This is a genomic window from Alicycliphilus sp. T452, from assembly GCF_054512775.1.
Map to the genome: position 1 here is coordinate 86,797 of NZ_JBTNEH010000005.1, position 18,416 is coordinate 105,212.

Annotated in this window: 14 protein-coding genes; 8 read left to right on the forward strand and 6 right to left on the reverse strand. The window is 68.6% G+C overall.

The features are described from left to right. The first annotated feature begins 11 nt into the window (after positions 1 to 11). From aroB to ACX12L_RS06050, 4 genes are read left to right on the forward strand one after another with little or no spacing between them, the layout of a single operon-like run. Positions 12 to 1,124, forward strand: a complete 1,113-nt coding sequence (gene aroB / locus ACX12L_RS06035; protein ID WP_459261783.1) for a 3-dehydroquinate synthase — start codon at positions 12 to 14, stop codon at positions 1,122 to 1,124. 53 nt (positions 1,125 to 1,177) lie between these two features. Further along, positions 1,178 to 2,350, forward strand: a complete 1,173-nt coding sequence (locus tag ACX12L_RS06040) for a deoxyguanosinetriphosphate triphosphohydrolase (RefSeq protein ID WP_459261784.1) — start codon at positions 1,178 to 1,180, stop codon at positions 2,348 to 2,350. A gap of 31 nt (positions 2,351 to 2,381) precedes the next feature. After that, entirely contained in the window at positions 2,382 to 3,002 is a 621-nt protein-coding gene (locus ACX12L_RS06045) for a DUF1415 domain-containing protein (RefSeq protein ID WP_459261785.1), read from the forward strand. Then, positions 2,999 to 3,871 (forward strand): class I SAM-dependent methyltransferase, encoded by an 873-nt coding sequence (locus tag ACX12L_RS06050; protein ID WP_459261786.1) that lies wholly within the window; start codon positions 2,999 to 3,001, stop codon positions 3,869 to 3,871. The genes ACX12L_RS06045 and ACX12L_RS06050 overlap by 4 nt, the downstream gene beginning before the upstream one ends. 93 nt (positions 3,872 to 3,964) lie before the next feature. Here the strand turns inward: ACX12L_RS06050 and ACX12L_RS06055 are convergent, their stop codons facing one another. Both ACX12L_RS06055 and ACX12L_RS06060 read right to left on the reverse strand, forming a co-directional pair. Beyond that, positions 3,965 to 5,470, reverse strand: coding sequence for a CoA-acylating methylmalonate-semialdehyde dehydrogenase (locus tag ACX12L_RS06055; protein WP_459261787.1), 1,506 nt, complete (start codon positions 5,468 to 5,470; stop codon positions 3,965 to 3,967). Positions 5,471 to 5,486: 16 nt separating this feature from the next. Then, on the reverse strand, positions 5,487 to 6,701 hold the full coding sequence (locus tag ACX12L_RS06060; RefSeq protein WP_459261788.1) for an ABC transporter substrate-binding protein: 1,215 nt from the start codon (positions 6,699 to 6,701) through the stop codon (positions 5,487 to 5,489). A gap of 140 nt (positions 6,702 to 6,841) precedes the next feature. Between ACX12L_RS06060 and ACX12L_RS06065 the strand changes: the two genes are divergently transcribed. Both ACX12L_RS06065 and ACX12L_RS06070 read left to right on the forward strand, forming a co-directional pair. Beyond that, positions 6,842 to 7,771 carry a LysR family transcriptional regulator gene (locus ACX12L_RS06065; RefSeq protein WP_459261789.1) on the forward strand — a complete coding sequence of 310 codons (930 nt, stop codon included), beginning with the start codon at positions 6,842 to 6,844 and terminating at the stop codon, positions 7,769 to 7,771. A 53-nt stretch (positions 7,772 to 7,824) separates the two neighbouring features. Next, on the forward strand, positions 7,825 to 8,535 hold the full coding sequence (locus ACX12L_RS06070) for a transposase (protein WP_459261790.1): 711 nt from the start codon (positions 7,825 to 7,827) through the stop codon (positions 8,533 to 8,535). A gap of 95 nt (positions 8,536 to 8,630) precedes the next feature. Here the strand turns inward: ACX12L_RS06070 and ACX12L_RS06075 are convergent, their stop codons facing one another. Further along, a complete protein-coding gene (locus ACX12L_RS06075) occupies positions 8,631 to 9,509 on the reverse strand; it encodes a dienelactone hydrolase family protein (RefSeq protein WP_459261791.1) in 879 nt (292 codons plus the stop codon). A gap of 580 nt (positions 9,510 to 10,089) precedes the next feature. On the opposite strand from ACX12L_RS06075, the gene ACX12L_RS06080 reads away from it, so the two are divergent. Further along, the gene (locus ACX12L_RS06080; protein ID WP_459261792.1) at positions 10,090 to 14,823 is read left to right on the forward strand and encodes a glutamate synthase-related protein; all 4,734 of its coding nucleotides are present in this window, start codon (positions 10,090 to 10,092) and stop codon (positions 14,821 to 14,823) included. A gap of 40 nt (positions 14,824 to 14,863) precedes the next feature. Further along, positions 14,864 to 16,342, forward strand: a complete 1,479-nt coding sequence (locus tag ACX12L_RS06085; RefSeq protein WP_459261793.1) for a glutamate synthase subunit beta — start codon at positions 14,864 to 14,866, stop codon at positions 16,340 to 16,342. A 33-nt stretch (positions 16,343 to 16,375) separates the two neighbouring features. On the opposite strand, the gene ACX12L_RS06090 is transcribed toward ACX12L_RS06085, so the two are convergent. The 3 genes from ACX12L_RS06090 to dmpH are packed head-to-tail and all read right to left on the reverse strand — an operon-like array spanning position 16,376 to position 18,394. Further along, positions 16,376 to 16,567 (reverse strand): 2-hydroxymuconate tautomerase, encoded by a 192-nt coding sequence (locus tag ACX12L_RS06090; RefSeq protein ID WP_013517254.1) that lies wholly within the window; start codon positions 16,565 to 16,567, stop codon positions 16,376 to 16,378. A 29-nt stretch (positions 16,568 to 16,596) separates the two neighbouring features. After that, a complete protein-coding gene (locus ACX12L_RS06095) occupies positions 16,597 to 17,565 on the reverse strand; it encodes a Bug family tripartite tricarboxylate transporter substrate binding protein (RefSeq protein WP_459261794.1) in 969 nt (322 codons plus the stop codon). Positions 17,566 to 17,605: 40 nt separating this feature from the next. Then, on the reverse strand, positions 17,606 to 18,394 hold the full coding sequence (gene dmpH / locus ACX12L_RS06100) for a 2-oxo-3-hexenedioate decarboxylase (protein WP_459261795.1): 789 nt from the start codon (positions 18,392 to 18,394) through the stop codon (positions 17,606 to 17,608). Positions 18,395 to 18,416: the final 22 nt, after the last annotated feature.

The window sequence follows — 18,416 nt, forward strand, 5'->3', positions numbered from 1 at the left end:
AAATCGGTTTGATGAAGCAGTCCACTCCAACAGAAAGCGTCCGCATCGCCCTGGGCGACCGCAGCTATGGCATCGACGTCGGCTCTGCCCTGCTCGCCGGGCTGGCTGCTCACAAGGCACTGCCCTCGGGCACGGCCGCCCTGATCGTCACCAACGACACGGTGCAGCCGCTCTATGGCGCAGCCTTGGCGGATACGCTCGCGCGGCGTTATCCGGCCGTCCACACGGTGGTGCTGCCCGACGGCGAGGAGTACAAGAACTGGGAAACCCTGCAGCGCATCTTCGACGAACTGCTAGGCCAGGGCTGCGACCGCAAGGTGGTGCTGTTCGCCCTGGGCGGCGGCGTGATCGGCGACATGACGGGCTTTGCCGCCGCCTGCTACATGCGCGGCGTGCCGTTCGTGCAGGTGCCGACCACGCTGCTGGCGCAGGTGGATTCGTCGGTGGGCGGCAAGACCGCCATCAACCATCCGCTGGGCAAGAACATGGTCGGCGCCTTCTACCAGCCGCGGCTGGTGGTGTGCGACCTGGCCACGCTCGACACGCTGCCCGCGCGCGAGCTGGCGGCGGGGCTGGCGGAGGTGATCAAGTACGGGCCGATCGCCGACATGGAGCTGTTCGGCTGGCTGGAGGAAAGCATGGACGCGCTGCTGGCGCGCGATCGTGCCGCGCTGGCGCATGCGGTGCGGCGCAGCTGCGAGATCAAGGCGGCGGTGGTGGGCGCGGACGAGCGCGAGGCGGGCCTGCGCGCCATCCTGAACTTCGGCCACACCTTCGGCCATGCGATCGAGGCGGGCATGGGCTACGGCGTGTGGCTGCATGGCGAGGGCGTGGCGGCCGGCATGGTGATGGCGGCGGAGTTGTCGCGGCGCCTGGGCCTGGTCGATGAAGCCTTCACCCAGCGCCTCGCGCGCCTGATCGCGCGCGCGGGCCTGCCTACGCGTGGGCCGGTGCTGGACGCACGGGACAACGCGGGCCGCTACCTGGAGCTGATGCGCGTGGACAAGAAGGCCGAGGCGGGCGAGATCCGCTTCGTGCTGATCGACGGCCCGGGCAAGGCCGTCATGCGGGCGGCGCCCGATGCGCTGGTGCGCGAGGTGATCGACGCCTGCTGCACGGGGTGATATGAATTCAATAGCTGCTTGCGCTTGTTGGATAAGCGCCAGAGGCCTATTTCATGCATGAAGCGGCGCTGGTCTCCTATGCCTGCGATCCGGCGCGCACGCGCGGCCGCCGGCACTTCGAGCCGCCCGCGCCCACGCGCACGGAGTACCAGCGCGACCGTGACCGCATCGTGCATTCCACGGCCTTCCGGCGGCTGGTCTACAAGACCCAGGTGTTCCTGAACCACGAGGGCGACCTGTTCCGCACGCGGCTCACGCATTCGCTGGAGGTGGCGCAGCTCGGGCGCTCCATCGCGCGCTCGCTGCGGCTGAACGAGGACCTGGTGGAGGCCGTATGCCTGGCGCACGACCTGGGGCACACGCCCTTCGGCCATGCGGGGCAGGACGTGCTCAACGAGTGCATGCAAGACTTCGGCGGCTTCGAGCACAACCTGCAGAGTCTGCGCGTGGTGGACCGGCTGGAAGAGCGCTACCCGCAGTACGACGGCATCAACCTGACCTTCGAGACGCGCGAGGGCATCCTCAAGCACTGCTCGCGGCGCAACGCCGAACTGCTGGAGGCGCGCGAGCCCGGCGGCGTGGGCCGGCGCTTCCTGCTGGGGCGCCAGCCCAGCCTGGAGGCGCAGCTGTGCAACCTGGCCGATGAGATCGCCTACAACGCGCACGACATCGACGACGGCGTGCGCTCGGGCCTGATCACGCTGGCGCAGCTGCGCGACGTGCCGCTGTTCGACCGCTACCGCGCCCGGGCCGAGGCCGAATACCCGCACCTGGCCGCGCCCGCGGGGCAGCGCCGGCTGCTGGCCGAGGCCATACGCCGCATGCTCAGCGACCAGGTCTACGACGTGATCGACGCGACGCGCGCCGCACTGGCCGCGCATGCGCCGGCCGACGTGGACGCCGTGCGCGGCCTGCCCGCGCTGGTGGCGTTCTCGCCGGACATGCGCGCGCAGTCGCAGGTGCTCAAGCGCTTTCTTTTCCGCGAGCTGTACCGCCACCCCCAGGTGGTGCAGACCACCGACCGCGCGCGCCAGGTGGTGCGCGAGCTGTTCTCCATCTACCAGGCCGACCCGCGCGAGATGCCGCCCGCCCAGGCCGCCTCGGCGCTGGAGGGCGATGCGCAGCAGCGCGCCCGCACGGTGGCGGACTTCATCGCCGGCATGACGGACCGCTTCGCGCTGCGCGAGCACGAGCGGCTGACGGGCCGGCGCCTGCTGGGACGATAATGCCTGCCCCTTCGATGGAACGAGCCGCACCATGACCACCGCACCCACCCCCGACCAGCCCAGCCCATCCGCCTGCGACGACGCCGTGGTGGTGCAGGACACGGTGCGCTGGCTGGAGCGCGCCGTCATCGGCCTGAACCTGTGCCCCTTCGCCAAGAGCGTGCACACCAAGGGCCAGATCCACTACGTGGTGAGCCACGCGACCGATGCGCGGGCCCTGCTGGAGGACCTTCAGCGCGAGCTGGAGGCGCTGGCCGAGGCGTCGCCCGACAAGCGCGACACCACGCTGCTCATGGCGCCGCTGGCCATGCCGGACTTCCTGGATTTCAACGACTTCCTGGAGCTGGCCGACGAACTCGTCGAGACCATGGACCTGGCGGGCATCCTGCAGGTGGCGTCGTTCCACCCGCGCTTCCAGTTCGAGGGCACGCTCGCCGACGACGTGAGCAACTGCACGAACCGCGCGCCGTACCCCACGCTGCACCTGCTGCGCGAGGAGAGCATCGACCGCGCGGTGGAGGCCTTCCCCGAGGCCGAGGAGATTTTCGAGCGCAACATCGAGGTGCTGGAGCGCCTGGGTACCGAGGGCTGGAAGGCGCTGGACGTGGGCCCGCGCTGCCCCGTGGACCACGGCCGCAAGGGCGGCGCATGAGCCGCGCGCCGTCCAGGGCCGACGCGGCGCAGGCGGCCGTGCTGGCCGAGTTGCGCCCCAGCCAGTCCGTCGAACTGCTCAAGGAACTGCACATCCTCACGCGCGAGGGGCGGCTCAACCAGGACTCGCGGCGCAAGCTCAAGCAGGTCTACCACCTCTACCAGTTCATCGAGCCGCTGCTGCAGGAGCTGGCGCAGGACGGCCACGCGCCGCTGCTGGCCGACCACGGCGCGGGCAAGTCGTACCTGGGCTTCATCCTGTACGACCTGTTCTTCAAGCCGCTCGGGCGTGGCGAGATCTACGGCATCGAGTGGCGCGCCGAGCTGGTGCAGCGCTCGCGCGAACTGGCCGCGCGGCTGGGCTTCGGGCGCATGCGCTTCCTCGACATGTCCGTGGCCGACGCCGCCGAAGCCGCGGAACTGCCCGGGCGCTTCGACATCGTGACCGCGCTGCACGCCTGCGACACGGCCACGGACGACGCGATCGCCTTCGGCCTGCAAAAGCAGGCGCGCTTCATGGTCCTCGTGCCCTGCTGCCAGGCCGAGGTGGCGGCCTGCCTGCGCCAGACGAAGGCCCTGAGCCTGTCGCGCACGCCGCTGGCCGAGCTGTGGCGCCACCCCATCCACACGCGCGAGCTGGGCAGCCAGATCACCAACGTGCTGCGCTGCCTGCACCTGGAGGCGTCGGGCTACCAGGTCACGGTGACGGAGCTGGTGGGCTGGGAGCACAGCCTGAAGAACGAGCTGATCCTGGCGCGCTACACGGGGCAAAGCAAGCGCAGCGCGCGCGAGCGGCTGGCGGCGATCCTGGAGGAGTTCGGGCTCGCGCAGGCGCTGGCGGGGCGCTTCGGGCTGGAGCGAAAAGAATAGCTGCCGGCGCTTGCCATACCTTGATTTCAGATGGATTCCATTCTGAAATCAAGGTATGGCAAGCGCGAACAGCTATTCAAAGCGTAGCGCAGCCTACTTCATCGTGATGGTGGTGTTCACCGCGTCGCTGCTGCTGCCGTGGTCCTCGTACCAGCGCGCCGTCACGGTCTTGGTCTGCGTCCAGAACTGCACGGCCTGCTTGCCGTTCGGGCCCAGGTCGCCAAGCTTGGAGGCGCGCGAGCCCGTGAAGCTGAAGTAGGCCACGGGCACCGGGATCGGCACGTTGATGCCCACCTGGCCCACGTTGATGTCGTGCTGGTACTTGCGCGCGGCCCAGCCGCTGCTGGTGAAGATGGAGGTGCCGTTGCCGTTGGGGTTGCGGTTGATGAAGGCGATGGCATCCTCCAGCGTGTCCACGCACACCACGTTGAGCACGGGGCCGAAGATCTCCTGCTGGTAGATGTCCATCTTGTCGGTCACGTCCGCGAAGACCGTGGGGCCGACGAAGTTGCCCTTCTCGTAGCCGGGCACCACGCAGTCGCGGCCGTCCAGCAGCAGCTTGGCGCCTTGGGCCACGCCTGAGTCGATCAGGCCCAGCACGCGCTGCTTGGCGCGCGGGTTGACCAGCGGGCCCAGGTCCGCGCCGCGGTCGGTGCCGGGGCCGACCTTCATGGCCCTGGATTTTTCCACCACTTCGGGCAGCCAGTCGCGCGCGGCGCCGACGAACACGGCCACCGAGTTGGCCATGCATCGCTGGCCCGCGGCGCCGAAGGCCGAGCCCAGCAGGTTGTTCAGCGCGTGCTCCTTGGGCGCGTCGGGCATGACCACGCAGTGGTTCTTGGCGCCCATCATGGACTGCACGCGCTTGCCCGCCTCGCTGGCGCGGCGGTAGATGTGCGTGCCCACGTGCGTGGAGCCGATGAACGAGAGCGCCTTGATGTCCGGGTGGTCGCAGAGCATGTCGGCCACCTCGGGCCCGCCGTGGATGACGTTGAGCACGCCGGGCGGCACGCCGGCCTCGTGCGCCAGCTCGACGAGGCGCATGGTGGAGCTCGGGTCCTGCTCGGAGGGCTTGAGCACGAAGGTGTTGCCGCAGGCGATGGCCATGGGGAACATGAAGCACGGCAGCATCACGGGGAAGTTGAACGCCGTGATGCCCGCGCCCACGCCCAGGGGCTGCAGCAGGTTGTACACGTCCACGCCCGTGGCGGCGTTCTCGGCGATCTCGCCGAGCTGCAGCGTGGTGATGGAGCAGGCGTGCTCCACCACCTCCAGGCCGCGGCCGACCTCGCCCTCGGCGTCGGGCAGGGTCTTGCCGTGCTCGCGCGTGATGAGCTGGGCCAGCTCGGCCGTGTGCTCGCGGATCAGGTGCTGCAGCCTGAGCATGATGCGCATGCGCGCCGACAGCGAGGTGCTGCGCCAGGCCTGGAAGGCCTCCTGCGCGTTGGCGACGGCCAGCTCGACCTCCTCGCGCGTGGCGAAGGGCACGCGCGCCACGACCTCCTGCGTCGCGGGGTTGGTCACGTCGCGCCATTGGCTGCTCTTGGACGGGTAGGGCTTGCCACCGATGAAGTGGTGGATGGTGGTCGGTGTGCTCATGTCGGGCTCCTGGGGCTTATTTCTTCACGAGCGGGCAGGCCGACTGGGCCAGCGGCTTGAAGGCGATCGGCGCGGGGATGGTGCTCACGGTCTTGTAGTAGTCCCACGGGCCCTTGGACTCGCTGGGAGCCTTCACCTGGAACAGGTACATGTCGTGGATCACGCGGCCGTCGGGGCGGATGCTGGCGTTGCGCATCACCGGGTCGTCGATGGGCAGCTCGCGCATCTTCTGCGCCACCACCTTCCAGTCGTCGGTCTTGGCGGCGGCCACGGACTTCAGGTAGTGCCGCACGCTGGAGTACACGCCCGCCTGCACCATGGTCGGCTTGAAGCCCTTGTGCAGCTTCTCGAAGCGGGTGGAGAAGGCGCGGGTCTTGTCGTCCATGTCCCAGTAGAAGCCCTCGGAGAACATCAGGCCCTGCGCCTGCTTGAGGCCCAGCGAGTGCACGTCGGTCAGGAACATGAGCAGCGAGGCGACCTTCTGGCCCTTGCCGCTGCCGATGCCGAACTCGCGCGCGGCCTTGATGGCGTTGACCGTGTCCTGCGCGCCGTTGGCCAGGCCGATCACCTGCGCCTTGGAGTTCTGCGCCTGCAGGATGAAGGACGAGAAGTCGCTCGCGTTGAGCGGGTGGCGCACGCTGCCCAGCACCGTGCCGCCGTTGGCCTTGACCATGTCGGAGGCGTCCTTCTCCAGCGAATGGCCGAAGGCGTAGTCCACGGTCACGAAGAACCAGCTCTTGTCGCCGTTGCGGGTCAGCGCCGCGGCCGCGCCCGAGGCGGAGGAGTAGGTGTCGAACATCCAGTGGAAGCCGTTCTCGGCGCAGTCCTCGTCGGTCAGGCGCGTGGTGGCGGGGCCGCTGTACATGGCGATGCCGCCCTTTTCCTTGATCAGCTTCTGCACCGCCAGCGCGCCGGCGGAGTTGGTCAGGTCGGCCAGGGCATCGACCTTGTCGCGGTCCAGCCATTCGCGCGCCTTGGTGGCGGCGATGTCGGCCTTGTTCTGGTGGTCGGCGCTCACCACCTCGATCTTCATGCCCTTGCATTCGGCCTTCAGGCAATCGTCGATGGCCATCTTCGCGGCCACGACCGAGCCCGCGCCGCCCATGCCGGAATAGGGGCCAGCCATGTCGGTGAGGATGCCGATCTTCACCACGTCATCCGAGATCTGGGCCTGGGCGCTGGCGCAGAGGGCCAGGGCGGCCAGGGCGATGGAATGTCGTATGGGTCGCATGAATGTGTCTCCTGGGTGATCTGTTTCAGCCATGGTCCAGTGCCAGGCCGCGGATCACTCTAAGCCAACAGTTATGCAAGAAGGTAGCGCATTTGGGCATATGCTCATTGCAAATTTGCACCACAACCGCTCTTGCAGACATGGCCATAGACCGCATTAACTGGGACAACCTGCGCCTGTTCCTCGCCGTGGTGCGCGCGCAGTCGGCGCAGGAGGCCGCCCGGCGCATGGACGTGGACCACTCGACCATCACGCGGCGCCTGCATCGCCTGGAAAAGGAACTGGGGGCGCAGTTGTTCGAGCGCACGCCGGCGGGGCACCTGCTCACGCCCGCGGGGCAGCGCCTGCTGGAGCATGTGGAGCGCATGGAAAGCTCCATGGTGCTGGCGGGGGAAGACATAGGCGGCGACAGCCACATGCTCACCGGCCATGTGCGGCTGGGCGCGACGGAGGGCTTCGGCAGCTTTTTCCTTGCGCCCCACCTGAGTCACTTCTGCGAGCGCCACCCGGGGATACAGGTGGAACTGCTTATCGTGCCGCGCTTCATCAACCTCTCGCAGCGCGAGGCCGACCTGGCGGTCAACGTCGAGCGTCCCCAAAGGGGCGGCCAGGTGTGCAGCAAGCTCACCGACTACCGCCTGCGGCTGTATGCCAGCAAGAGCTATCTGCGGGGCCAGCCGCCGATCCGGCGGCTGCGGGACCTCGCCTCGCACCGGTTCTTCGGCTATGTGGAGGAACTGGTGTTCAGCCAGGAGCTTCGCTACCTGACCTCCATCATGCCCGACGCGCCCGCGTCCCTGCGCAGCACCAGCGTGGTGGCCCAGTACAACGCGGTGCGCGAGGGGCGTGGCCTGGCCGTGCTGCCCTGCTTCATGGCCGCGCAATGCGCCGAGCTGGAGCCGGTGCTCCCCCATGAGGTCGATGTGCTGCGCACCTTCTGGCTCGCAGCGCCGGCGGACCGGCGCGAACTGGCGCGGGTGCGCGCGCTGTGGGACTACCTGCGCGAACTCGTCGAGTGCAATCAGCCTTTCCTGTCGGGGGATGCCCCCGGCTGGCAGCAGGTGAATTAATTGGGGTCAGACTCCAATTAAAATCGCGCTCCCGTCCTGCCCAGGAGACCGCCATGGCCCGCCTGCCCCGCCTCACCCTCGCGGGTTACCCGCATCACGTCATCCAGCGCGGCAACAACCGCCAGGCCATCTTTGCCGACCGGCAGGACTTCGAGGCCATGCTGGCGCTGCTGGCCGAGAACGCGCAGAAATTCCGCGTCGCCGTCCATGCCTATGTGCTCATGGACAACCACTTCCACCTGCTGGCCACGCCCGCCACGGCCGAGGCGCTGCCCCAGATGATGCAGGCCGTGGGCCGCAGCTACGTGCGCTATTTCAACGATCGCCACGGCCGCAGCGGCACGCTGTGGGAGGGGCGCTACCGCTCCACGCTGATCGAGACCGATCGCTACCTGCTCGCCTGCATGGTCTACATCGACCTCAACCCGGTGCGCGCCGGCATGGTGGCGCAGCCGTTGGCCTGGCCCTGGTCCAGCCATGCCCACTACCTGGGCCAGCGCAGCGACAAACTGGTCACGCCGCATGCGCTGTACTGGGCGCTGGGCAACACGCCGTTCGCGCGCGAGGCCGCCTATGCCGCGCTGGTGCAGGCCGGCATTGCCAGCGCCGAGCAGGCCGCGCTGACCGACGCTACGCTGCGCGGCTGGGCGCTGGGCGGCGCCGATTTTGTAGCGGAACTGCAAAAGAAATCGCCACGCCGTGCGACCAAGGCCCGGCCCGGGCGGCCCGCCGCAGCGCCGGAAGACACCATCAAACCTGCCTGAAGCTGTTCCCGCACAAGGGAAGGGCCCTGTCGGATCTGATGCGCCCCTGATTGGAATGGAACCCAGCGCCGCATTTAATGGGAATCCGACCCCAATTAATGCCCCAGCATGGGCAGCAAGAAACCCGCCGTGGCCGCCTTGGTGGCCGGCAGCGTGAGCAGCGTGTGCGGCGCGTCGGGCACCAGCAGTACGGCGGCCTGGGGGTTGCCCTTGAGCGCCGCGCCGCAATGGCCCTTGGCCTCGGCATTGCCCAGCCAGGAGTTGCTCCTGGAAAAGAACGGATCGGTGCTGCTGATGACATTGAGCACCGGCTGCTGCTGCGGCAGGGCATTGCGCGGGGCGTCGACAAAATAGTTGGGCTCGCAGCTCCAGGCGTAGATCATGCGGGCGGCAAATCCAGGCCCGGCGTAGCGGGCCACGGGCACGGAGCCTTCGCTGGTGCCGGCCAGGATGAGGCGGCTGGCATCGGCCCAGGGCAGGGCGGTCACGGCCTTGAGCGTGGGGGCGACCTCGGACTCGCGCAGCGCGTGGATGCGCTCGTAGTCGGCCTTGGCGATCGGCGACTTGTAGGTCACATGGTCGGGCAGCGCGAACGAGTTGGGCGCCACGCTGGCCACGCCCAGGGTGGCCAGCCAGCGCTGATAGTCCCCGATGGCCGCCAGGCCCAGGCCCGACGAGCCGTGCAGAAACACCACCACCGGCACCTTCTGGCCGCTGGCGCTGCTGGGCGCGTCCTTCAGCAGGCCGAAAAACGCGTCGCCGCCGGTGGCGCGGGCCGGGATCGCCACCTGGGCCTGCTGCACCAGCTGCACCAGCGATTCGGGGGTGTGCGCCCATGCACTGCCGCTGATCTGGCCTTGTGGCGCCGCGGGGGCGGGGGTTTGCGCGCAGGCAGCGCCCAAGGCGGCGCCGAGCAGCAGGCCGGCCAACAGCCGGCGAGCGGGGCGGGTTCTGGTGTGAGCTTGGGAATGCATGTGGGGGTGGGCGGGGTTGTTTGTGGCGCGACTTTACCTTGGCCGGTTTTGACGTCAATAAGCACCAGCCCCCGATGAAACGTTGGCGCCGACCGCGCTATCTGCTGGCCTGCATGGCGCATGTCGCCGTGAACCTGGGTCGTGCGAAGACCCGCCGGCGCCGCACGCCTTGCCTTGTACTGGGGACTGGGCAGCCCCCCGTTTGCGCGCCAGGCCACTTATGCCGAGCGGGTGAACGCCGGCCTGCCCCCGAAGCGCTCGGCCGGCCTGGACGCGCCGTGCACACGGGCTGGGCGCTTGGCGCGCCCGGATTCACTGCCGCATTGCAACAAAAAACCACACGTCCCGTCATCGAGGGACGGCCTGGCAGGCCGGAGCCTGCCATCCGGGGAATGGGCCAGAGCCCGCTCTATCCGTTGACTGATAAGCATTGGTAGCTATGAAAATCAATGTGTCCCCAATATATTAATGGAGTTATGATTGAGGAATTAATTGGAATCTGACCCTAATTAATATGCTTGCCATGCATGAAGTCATGCGCTACTCTGCGCCTCCCTGCGATATTTTGAGAAAGCGCGCGATGACCAAGGCTGCCGAGATCCAGCACCTGCAACAGCATGGCCTGTATGCCTCCAGTAATGAACACGATGCCTGCGGCCTGGGCTTCGTGGCCCACATCAAGGGCGTGAAGCGCCACGACATCGTGACCGGCGCGCTGAAGATCCTGGAGAACCTCGACCACCGCGGCGCCGTGGGGGCCGACAAGCTCATGGGCGACGGCGCGGGCATCCTGATCCAGATCCCCGACCAGCTCTACCGCGAGGAGATGGCCGGGCTGGGGGTGGAGTTGCCCCCGGCGGGCGAATACGGCGTGGGCATGGTCTTCCTGCCCAAGGAGCATGCCTCGCGCCTGGCCTGCGAGCAGGAACTCGAGCGCGCCATCAAGGCCGAGGGCCAGCGCCTGCTGGGCTGGCGCGACGTGCCGGTGAACCGCGACATGCCCATGTCGCCCACCGTGCGCGAGAAGGAGCCGATCCTGCGCCAGGTCTTCATCGGCCGCGGGGCGGACGTGATCGTGCAGGACGCGCTCGAGCGCAAGCTCTACGTGATCCGCAAGACCGCCAGCGCCGCCATCCAGAGCCTCAAGCTCAAGCACAGCAAAGAGTATTACGTGCCCAGCATGAGCAGCCGCACCGTGGTCTACAAGGGCCTGCTGCTGGCGAACCAGGTGGGCGTGTACTACCTGGACCTGGCCGACGAGCGCTGCGTCTCGGCCATCGGCCTGGTGCACCAGCGCTTCTCGACGAACACCTTCCCCGAGTGGCCTCTCGCCCACCCCTACCGCTACGTGGCGCACAACGGCGAGATCAACACCGTGCGCGGCAACTACAACTGGATGCTGGCGCGCGAGGGCGTGATGGCCTCGCCCGTGCTGGGCGAGGACCTGAAGAAGCTCTACCCGATCAGCTTCGCGGGCCAGTCCGACACCGCCACGTTCGACAACTGCCTGGAGCTGCTGACCATGGCCGGCTACCCGATCAGCCAGGCCGTGATGATGATGATCCCCGAGCCCTGGGAGCAGCACGAGTCCATGGACGAGCGCCGCCGCGCGTTCTACGAGTACCACGCCGCGATGATCGAGCCCTGGGACGGCCCGGCCTCCATCGTGTTCACCGACGGCCGCCAGATCGGCGCCACGCTGGACCGCAACGGCCTGCGCCCCTCGCGCTACGTGGTGACGGACGACGACCTCGTGATTCTGGCCTCCGAGGCCGGCGTGCTGCCCGTGCCCGACAGCCGCGTTTGCGCCAAGTGGCGCCTGCAGCCGGGCAAGATGCTGCTCATCGACCTGGAGCAGGGCCGGCTGATCGAGGACGACGAGCTCAAGGCCAACATCGTCAACACCAAGCCCTACAAGCAGTGGATCGAGAACCTGCGCATCAAGCTCGACAGCGTCCAGGTGCCGGCCGACTTCCAGGCCCCGGCGGCGTCCGCGCTGCCGCTGCTCGACCGCCAGCAGGCCTTCGGCTTCACGCAGGAGGACATCAAGTTCCTGCTTGCCCCCATGGCCGCCAACGGCGAGGAGGGCATCGGCTCCATGGGCAACGACAGCCCGCTGGCCGTGCTCTCCGAGCGCAGCAAGCCGCTGTACAACTATTTCCGCCAGATGTTCGCGCAGGTGACCAACCCGCCGATCGACCCGATCCGCGAGGCCATCGTGATGAGCCTGGTGTCCTTCGTGGGCCCCAAGCCCAACCTGCTGGACATCAACCAGGTCAACCCGCCCATGCGCCTGGAGCTGCACCAGCCCATCCTGGACTTCGAGGGCATGGCCAAATTGCGCGGCATCGAGAAGCACACGCACGGCAAGTTCAAGAGCGCGACCATCGACATCACCTACCCGCTGGCCTGGGGCAAGCAGGGCGTGGAGGCCAAGCTGGCCTCGCTGTGCGCGCAGGCCGTCGACGAAATCCGGGGCGGCGCCAACATCCTCATCATCAGCGACCGCGGCCTGTCGGCCAGCCAGGTGGCCATTCCCGCGCTGCTGGCCCTGTCGGCCATCCACCAGCACCTGGTGCGGGGCGGCCTGCGCACCACCACCGGCCTGGTGGTGGAGACCGGCACGGCGCGCGAGGTGCACCACTTCGCCGTGCTCGCAGGCTACGGCGCCGAGGCCGTGCACCCCTACCTGGCGCTGGAGACGCTGGCGGACATGCACCAGGAGCTGCCCGGCGCGCTGTCCGCCGACAAGGCCATCTACAACTACATCAAGGCGGTGGGCAAGGGCCTGTCCAAGATCATGTCCAAGATGGGCGTGTCCACCTACATGAGCTACTGCGGCGCGCAGCTGTTCGAGTGCGTGGGCCTGAACAGCGACACCGTGGCCAAGTACTTCACCGGCACCGCGAGCCGCGTGGAGGGCATCGGCGTGTTCGAGATCGCCGAGGAGGCCATCCGCACCCACCTGGCGGCCTTCGGCGACGACCCGGTGCTGGAGACCATGCTGGAGACCGGCGGCGAATACGCCTGGCGCGCGCGCGGCGAGGAGCACATGTGGACGCCCGACGCCATCGCCAAGCTGCAGCACGCCACGCGCGGCGGCAACTTCTCGACCTACAAGGAATACGCGCAGCTCATCAACGACCAGAGCCGCCGCCACATGACGCTGCGCGGCCTGTTCGAGTTCAGGTTCGACCCGGCCAAGGTCATCCCGATCGACGAGGTGGAGTCCGCCAAGGAGATCGTCAAGCGCTTCGCCACGGGCGCCATGTCGCTGGGCTCGATCAGCACCGAGGCGCACGCCACGCTGGCCGTGGCCATGAACCGCATCGGCGGCAAGAGCAACACGGGCGAGGGCGGCGAGGACCCGGCGCGCTACCGCAAGGAGCTCAAGGGCATCCCCATCGTGCAGGGCGAGACGCTGGCGTCCGTCATCGGCGCCGACAAGGTCGCGGCCGACATAGAGCTGCAGGACGGCGACAGCCTGCGCTCGCGGATCAAGCAGGTGGCCTCGGGGCGCTTCGGCGTCACGGCCGAATACCTGGCATCGTCCGACCAGATCCAGATCAAGATGGCCCAGGGCGCCAAGCCCGGCGAGGGCGGCCAGCTGCCCGGCGGCAAGGTGTCCGAGTACATCGGCCAGCTGCGCTACAGCGTGCCCGGCGTGGGCCTGATCAGCCCGCCGCCGCACCACGACATCTACTCCATCGAGGACCTCGCGCAGCTCATCCACGACCTGAAGAACGTGGCGCCGCACGCCGGCGTCTCGGTCAAGCTCGTGTCCGAGGTGGGCGTGGGCACCATCGCCGCGGGCGTGGCCAAGTGCAAGAGCGACCACGTGGTCATCGCAGGCCATGACGGCGGCACGGGCGCTTCGCCCTGGTCGTCCATCAAGCACGCGGGCAGCCCGTGGGAGATCGGCCTGGCCGAGACGCAGCAGACGCTGGTCCTGAACCGCCTGCGCGGGCGCATCCGCGTGCAGGCCGACGGCCAGATGAAGACCGGGCGCGACGTGGTCATCGGCGCGCTGCTGGGCGCCGACGAATTCGGCTTCGCCACCGCGCCGCTGGTCGTCGAGGGCTGCATCATGATGCGCAAGTGCCACCTCAACACCTGCCCCGTGGGCGTGGCCACGCAGGACCCGGTGCTGCGCGCCAAGTTCACCGGCAAGCCGGAGCACGTGGTGAACTACTTCTTCTTCGTCGCCGAGGAGGCGCGCCAGATCATGGCGCAGCTGGGCGTGCGCACGTTCGACGAGCTCATCGGCCGCACCGACCTGCTCGACACGCGCAAGGGCCTCGCGCACTGGAAGGCCCAGGGCCTGGACTTCTCGCGCCTGTTCGCGCAGCCGCAGGCGCCCTCCGACGTGGCGCGCCACCACGTCGAGGCGCAGGAGCATGGCCTGGAGAGGGCGCTGGACGTGAAGCTCATCGAGCGCTGCCAGCCCGCCATACAGCACGGCGAGAGCGTGCGCCTGATGGAGGTGGCGCGCAACGTGAACCGCTCGGTCGGCGCCATGCTCTCGGGCGCGGTGACCAAGGCGCACCCCGAGGGGCTGCCCGACGACACCATCCGCATCCACTTCGAGGGCACGGGCGGGCAGAGCTTCGGCGCCTTCCTGTGCAAGGGCATCACGCTGAACCTGACCGGAGAGGCCAACGACTACACGGGCAAGGGCCTGTCGGGCGGGCGCATCATCGTGCGGCCGAGCCACGAGTTCCGCGGCGAATCGACGGCCAACACCATCGTCGGCAACACCGTGATGTTCGGCGCCACCAGCGGCGAGGCTTTCTTCGCCGGCGTGGCGGGCGAGCGCTTCGCCGTGCGCCTGTCGGGCGCCACGGCGGTGGTCGAGGGCGTGGGCGACCACGGCTGCGAATACATGACCGGCGGCACCGTGGTGGTGCTCGGCAGGACGGGGCGCAACTTCGCCGCGGGCATGAGCGGCGGCGTGGCCTACGTCTACGACGAGGACGGGCGCTTCGACGGCCGCTGCAACCTGTCCATGGTGGCGCTGGAGCGCATCCTGCCCGCCGACGAGCAGGTCGCCAGCGTGGACCCCGGCCACTGGCACCGCGGCCAGACCGACGAGGAGCAGCTCAAGAAGCTGCTGGAGGCCCACAGCCGCTACACCGGCAGCCGCCGCGCGCGCGACCTGCTGGACAACTGGGCCGCCGCGCGCAGCCGCTTCGTCAAGGTCTTCCCCACCGAGTACAAGCGCGCCCTGGTCGAGATGTATGAGCGGAAAGTGCTTGAAGAGCAGGCCACGCCTGCGCAAGCAGCTAGCAAAAATGAAGCGGTAGCCGCCAAGTAAGCCCGCCTTTCAGACCGACACGAACAAGGACACCACGATCATGGGAAAGACGACAGGCTTTCTGGAATACGAGCGTATCGAGGAGGGCTACCCCGCGCCCGCCGAGCGCGTGAAGCACTACAAGGAATTCGTCATCGGCCTGAGCAGCGAGCAGGCCAAGGTCCAGGCCGCGCGCTGCATGGACTGCGGCACGCCGTTCTGCAACAACGGCTGCCCGGTCAACAACATCATCCCGGACTTCAACGACCTCGTGTACCACCAGGACTGGAGGAGCGCGAGCACGGTGCTGCACAGCACCAACAACTTCCCCGAGTTCACCGGCCGCATCTGCCCCGCGCCCTGCGAGGCCGCCTGCACGCTCAACATCAACAGCGACGCGGTGGGCATCAAGAGCATCGAGCACGCCATCGTCGACCGCGCCTGGGCCGAGGGCTGGCTGCCGCCCCAGCTGCCCAGGCGCAAGACGGGCAGGAAGGTCGCCATCGTCGGTGCCGGCCCGGCGGGCCTCGCGGCGGCGCAGCAGCTCGCGCGCGCCGGGCACGACGTGACGCTGTTCGAGAAGAACGACCGCGTGGGCGGCCTGCTGCGCTACGGCATCCCCGACTTCAAGCTCGACAAGGGCCACATCGACCAGCGCGTGCGCCAGCTCGTGGCCGAGGGCGTGCAGATCCGCACCGGCGTGTTCGTGGGCAGCGAGAAGGACGGCCTGGGGCAGGGCAGCAAGGTCACCAACTGGTCCACCGAGACCGTCACGCCCGCGCAGCTGCAGGCCGAATTCGACGCCGTGCTGCTCACCGGCGGCGCCGAGCAGAGCCGCGACCTGCCCGTGCCGGGGCGGAACCTCGCGGGCATCCACTTCGCCATGGAGTTCCTGCCACAGCAGAATAAGGTCAACGCGGGCGACAAGCTCAAGGGCCAGATCCTTGCCACGGCCAAGCACGTCATCGTCATCGGCGGCGGCGACACCGGCAGCGACTGCGTGGGCACCAGCAACCGCCACGGCGCCAAGAGCGTGACGCAGTTCGAGGTCATGCCCATGCCGCCCGAGCAGGAGAACAAGCCGCTCGTCTGGCCCTACTGGCCGCTCAAGCTGCGCACCAGCTCCAGCCACGACGAGGGCTGCGTGCGCGAGTTCGCCATCTCCACCAAGGAGTTCATGGGGCACAAGGGCAAGGTCACGGGCCTGAAGACCGTACAGGTCGAGTTCAAGGACGGCAGGTTCTCCGAGGTGCCCGGCACCGAGAAGGAATACCCCGCCGACCTCGTGCTGCTGGCCATGGGCTTCGTGAGCCCCGTCGCGGCCGTGCTCGACGCCTTCGGCGTGGACAAGGACGCGCGCGGCAACGCCCGCGCCAGCACGGACTTCATCGGCGGCTACGCCACCAGCGTGCCCAAGGTGTTCGCCGCGGGCGACATGCGCCGCGGCCAGTCGCTGGTGGTCTGGGCCATCCGCGAGGGCCGGCAGGCCGCGCGCGCGGTGGACGAATTCCTCATGGGGTCTTCCGACCTGCCGCGCTGAGCGCTCTGGCCGCTCTGGCCGCGTGCAGGGCGGTCAGCGCCCCAGCTCCTTGGCGCTCACGCCCGCGATGCCCCAGTTCTCCTTGGGCACGTCGTGGATCCAGACACGCACGTTGGCCGGCGGCGCGCCCACGGCATCGACGAGGGCCTGGGTCACCTTCTCGATGACGGCCTTCTTCTGCTCCTCGGTGCGGCCTTCGATCATGTAAATCTGTGCAAATGGCATGGTGGTGTCTCGCAGTCTTGGAGGATGGGTCAATCGGCCTTGATGCCGAGCTTGCGGATCAGGCCGCCCCAGCGCCGGTTCTCGGCGCGGATGAACTCGGCGAACTGCTGCGGCGTGGTCACGCGCAGGTTGCCGGAGATGTTGTCGAAGGCGGTCTGCGCCTCGGGCGCATTCGAGCCGGCGGCCCAGGCGTCGTGCAGTTTGTTCACGATGGCCTGCGGCGTGCCCGCGGGCGCGACCAGGCCGAACCAGGTCTCGACCTCGAAGCCGGGGTAGCCGGACTCGGCCACCGTGGGCACGTCGGGCAGCGCCTTGGCGCGCTGCGGCGACGTGACCGCGATGGCCTTGAGCTTGCCCGCCCGGACGTGCTGCAAGGTGGTGGCGAGCGAGCTTTCCATGCTCATCATGACGGTGCCCGAGAGCAGGTCCGGCACGATCTGGCTCGACCCCTTGTACGGCACGTTGGTGAGCTGGATGCCGGCCACCGACTGCAGCAGCTCGGCCGCAAGGTGGTTGCTGGTGCCGATGCCGGACGTGGCATAGCTGAGCTTGCCGGGGTTGGCCCTGGCATAGGCCACCATGCCCTTGAGGTCGGAAAACGGCGCCGCCGGGTTGATGACGAGCGCGCACGGCGTCGTGCCCACGAGCGAGATGGGCACGAAGTCCTTCTCGACGTTGAACGGCACGCTGCCGTACAGGTGCGGCGCGATGGCCAGGCTGCTGATGGCCGTGAGGCCGATGGTGTAGCCGTCGGGCGCGGCCTTGGCCACCGCGTCGGTGCCGATGTTGCCGCCCGCGCCGGCCTTGTTCTCGACCACGAACTGCTGGCCCAGCCTGTCGCCCATGGCCTTGGCGGCCGTGCGGCCCATCACGTCGGTCGGCCCGCCGGGCGGGAAGGGCACGATCATGCGCACGGGCCGTGCGGGGTAACCCGCCTGGGCCCAGGCCGGGGCCAGGCCCGCCAGCGCGGCGGCGGCCATGAAGTCTCTTCGCTGCATTGCTTGTCTCCTTGCGTCGTCGTATGGGGTGCGCCGGGAATCAGGCGAAGCGCAGCGACACGCTGCCCATGCCCTGCACGCGCAGGCTGACGTTGTCGCCGGCCTGCACGGACACGGCCTCGGTGACGCCGCCCGACAGGATCATGCTGCCCGCGGGCAGCTCCTGGCCTCGGCGGCCCAGGTGGTTGGCGAGCATGGCGATGGCCGCGGCCGGGTGGCCCAGCACCGCGGCCCCGGCGCCCAGGGCCACGGGCTGGCCGTTCTTCTCCAGCACGATGCCGCAGGTGCGCAGGTCCACGCTCCCGGGGCGCTGCGCCTGGCCGCCGACGACGAAGCGCGCCGCCGAGGTGTTGTCCGCCACCACGCTCTTCAGGTCGAACTTGAAGTCGCGGTAGCGGCTGTCGATGACCTCGATGCCGGGCAGCACGAAGTCGGTGGCCGCCAGCACCGCGCCGATGTGGCAGCCCGGCCCCTTGAGCGCGTGCTTGAGCACGAACACGATCTCGGGCTCCACCTTGGGGTGGATGAGCTCGCGGGTCTGCACGGTGCCCCCCTCGGGCACGCAGTAGTCGTCCACCAGGAAGCCGAAGACCGGCGATTCCACGCCCATCTGCTTCATCTTGGCGTGCGAGGTCAGCCCCGCCTTGAGGCCGACCACACGCGCGCCGCGCGCCAGCTTGCGCGCGAGGATGGCGTCCTGGATGGCGTAGGCGTCATCCCAGTCCATGCCGGGGTGCTCGTCGGTGATCTTGGGCGTGTCGCGCACCTGCAGCTGGCAGTTCTCCAGGTGCTCGGCGAGCTGGGCGATGGTGGCTTGGTTCAATGCCATGGCGATAGTCCTTTGTCCCGTG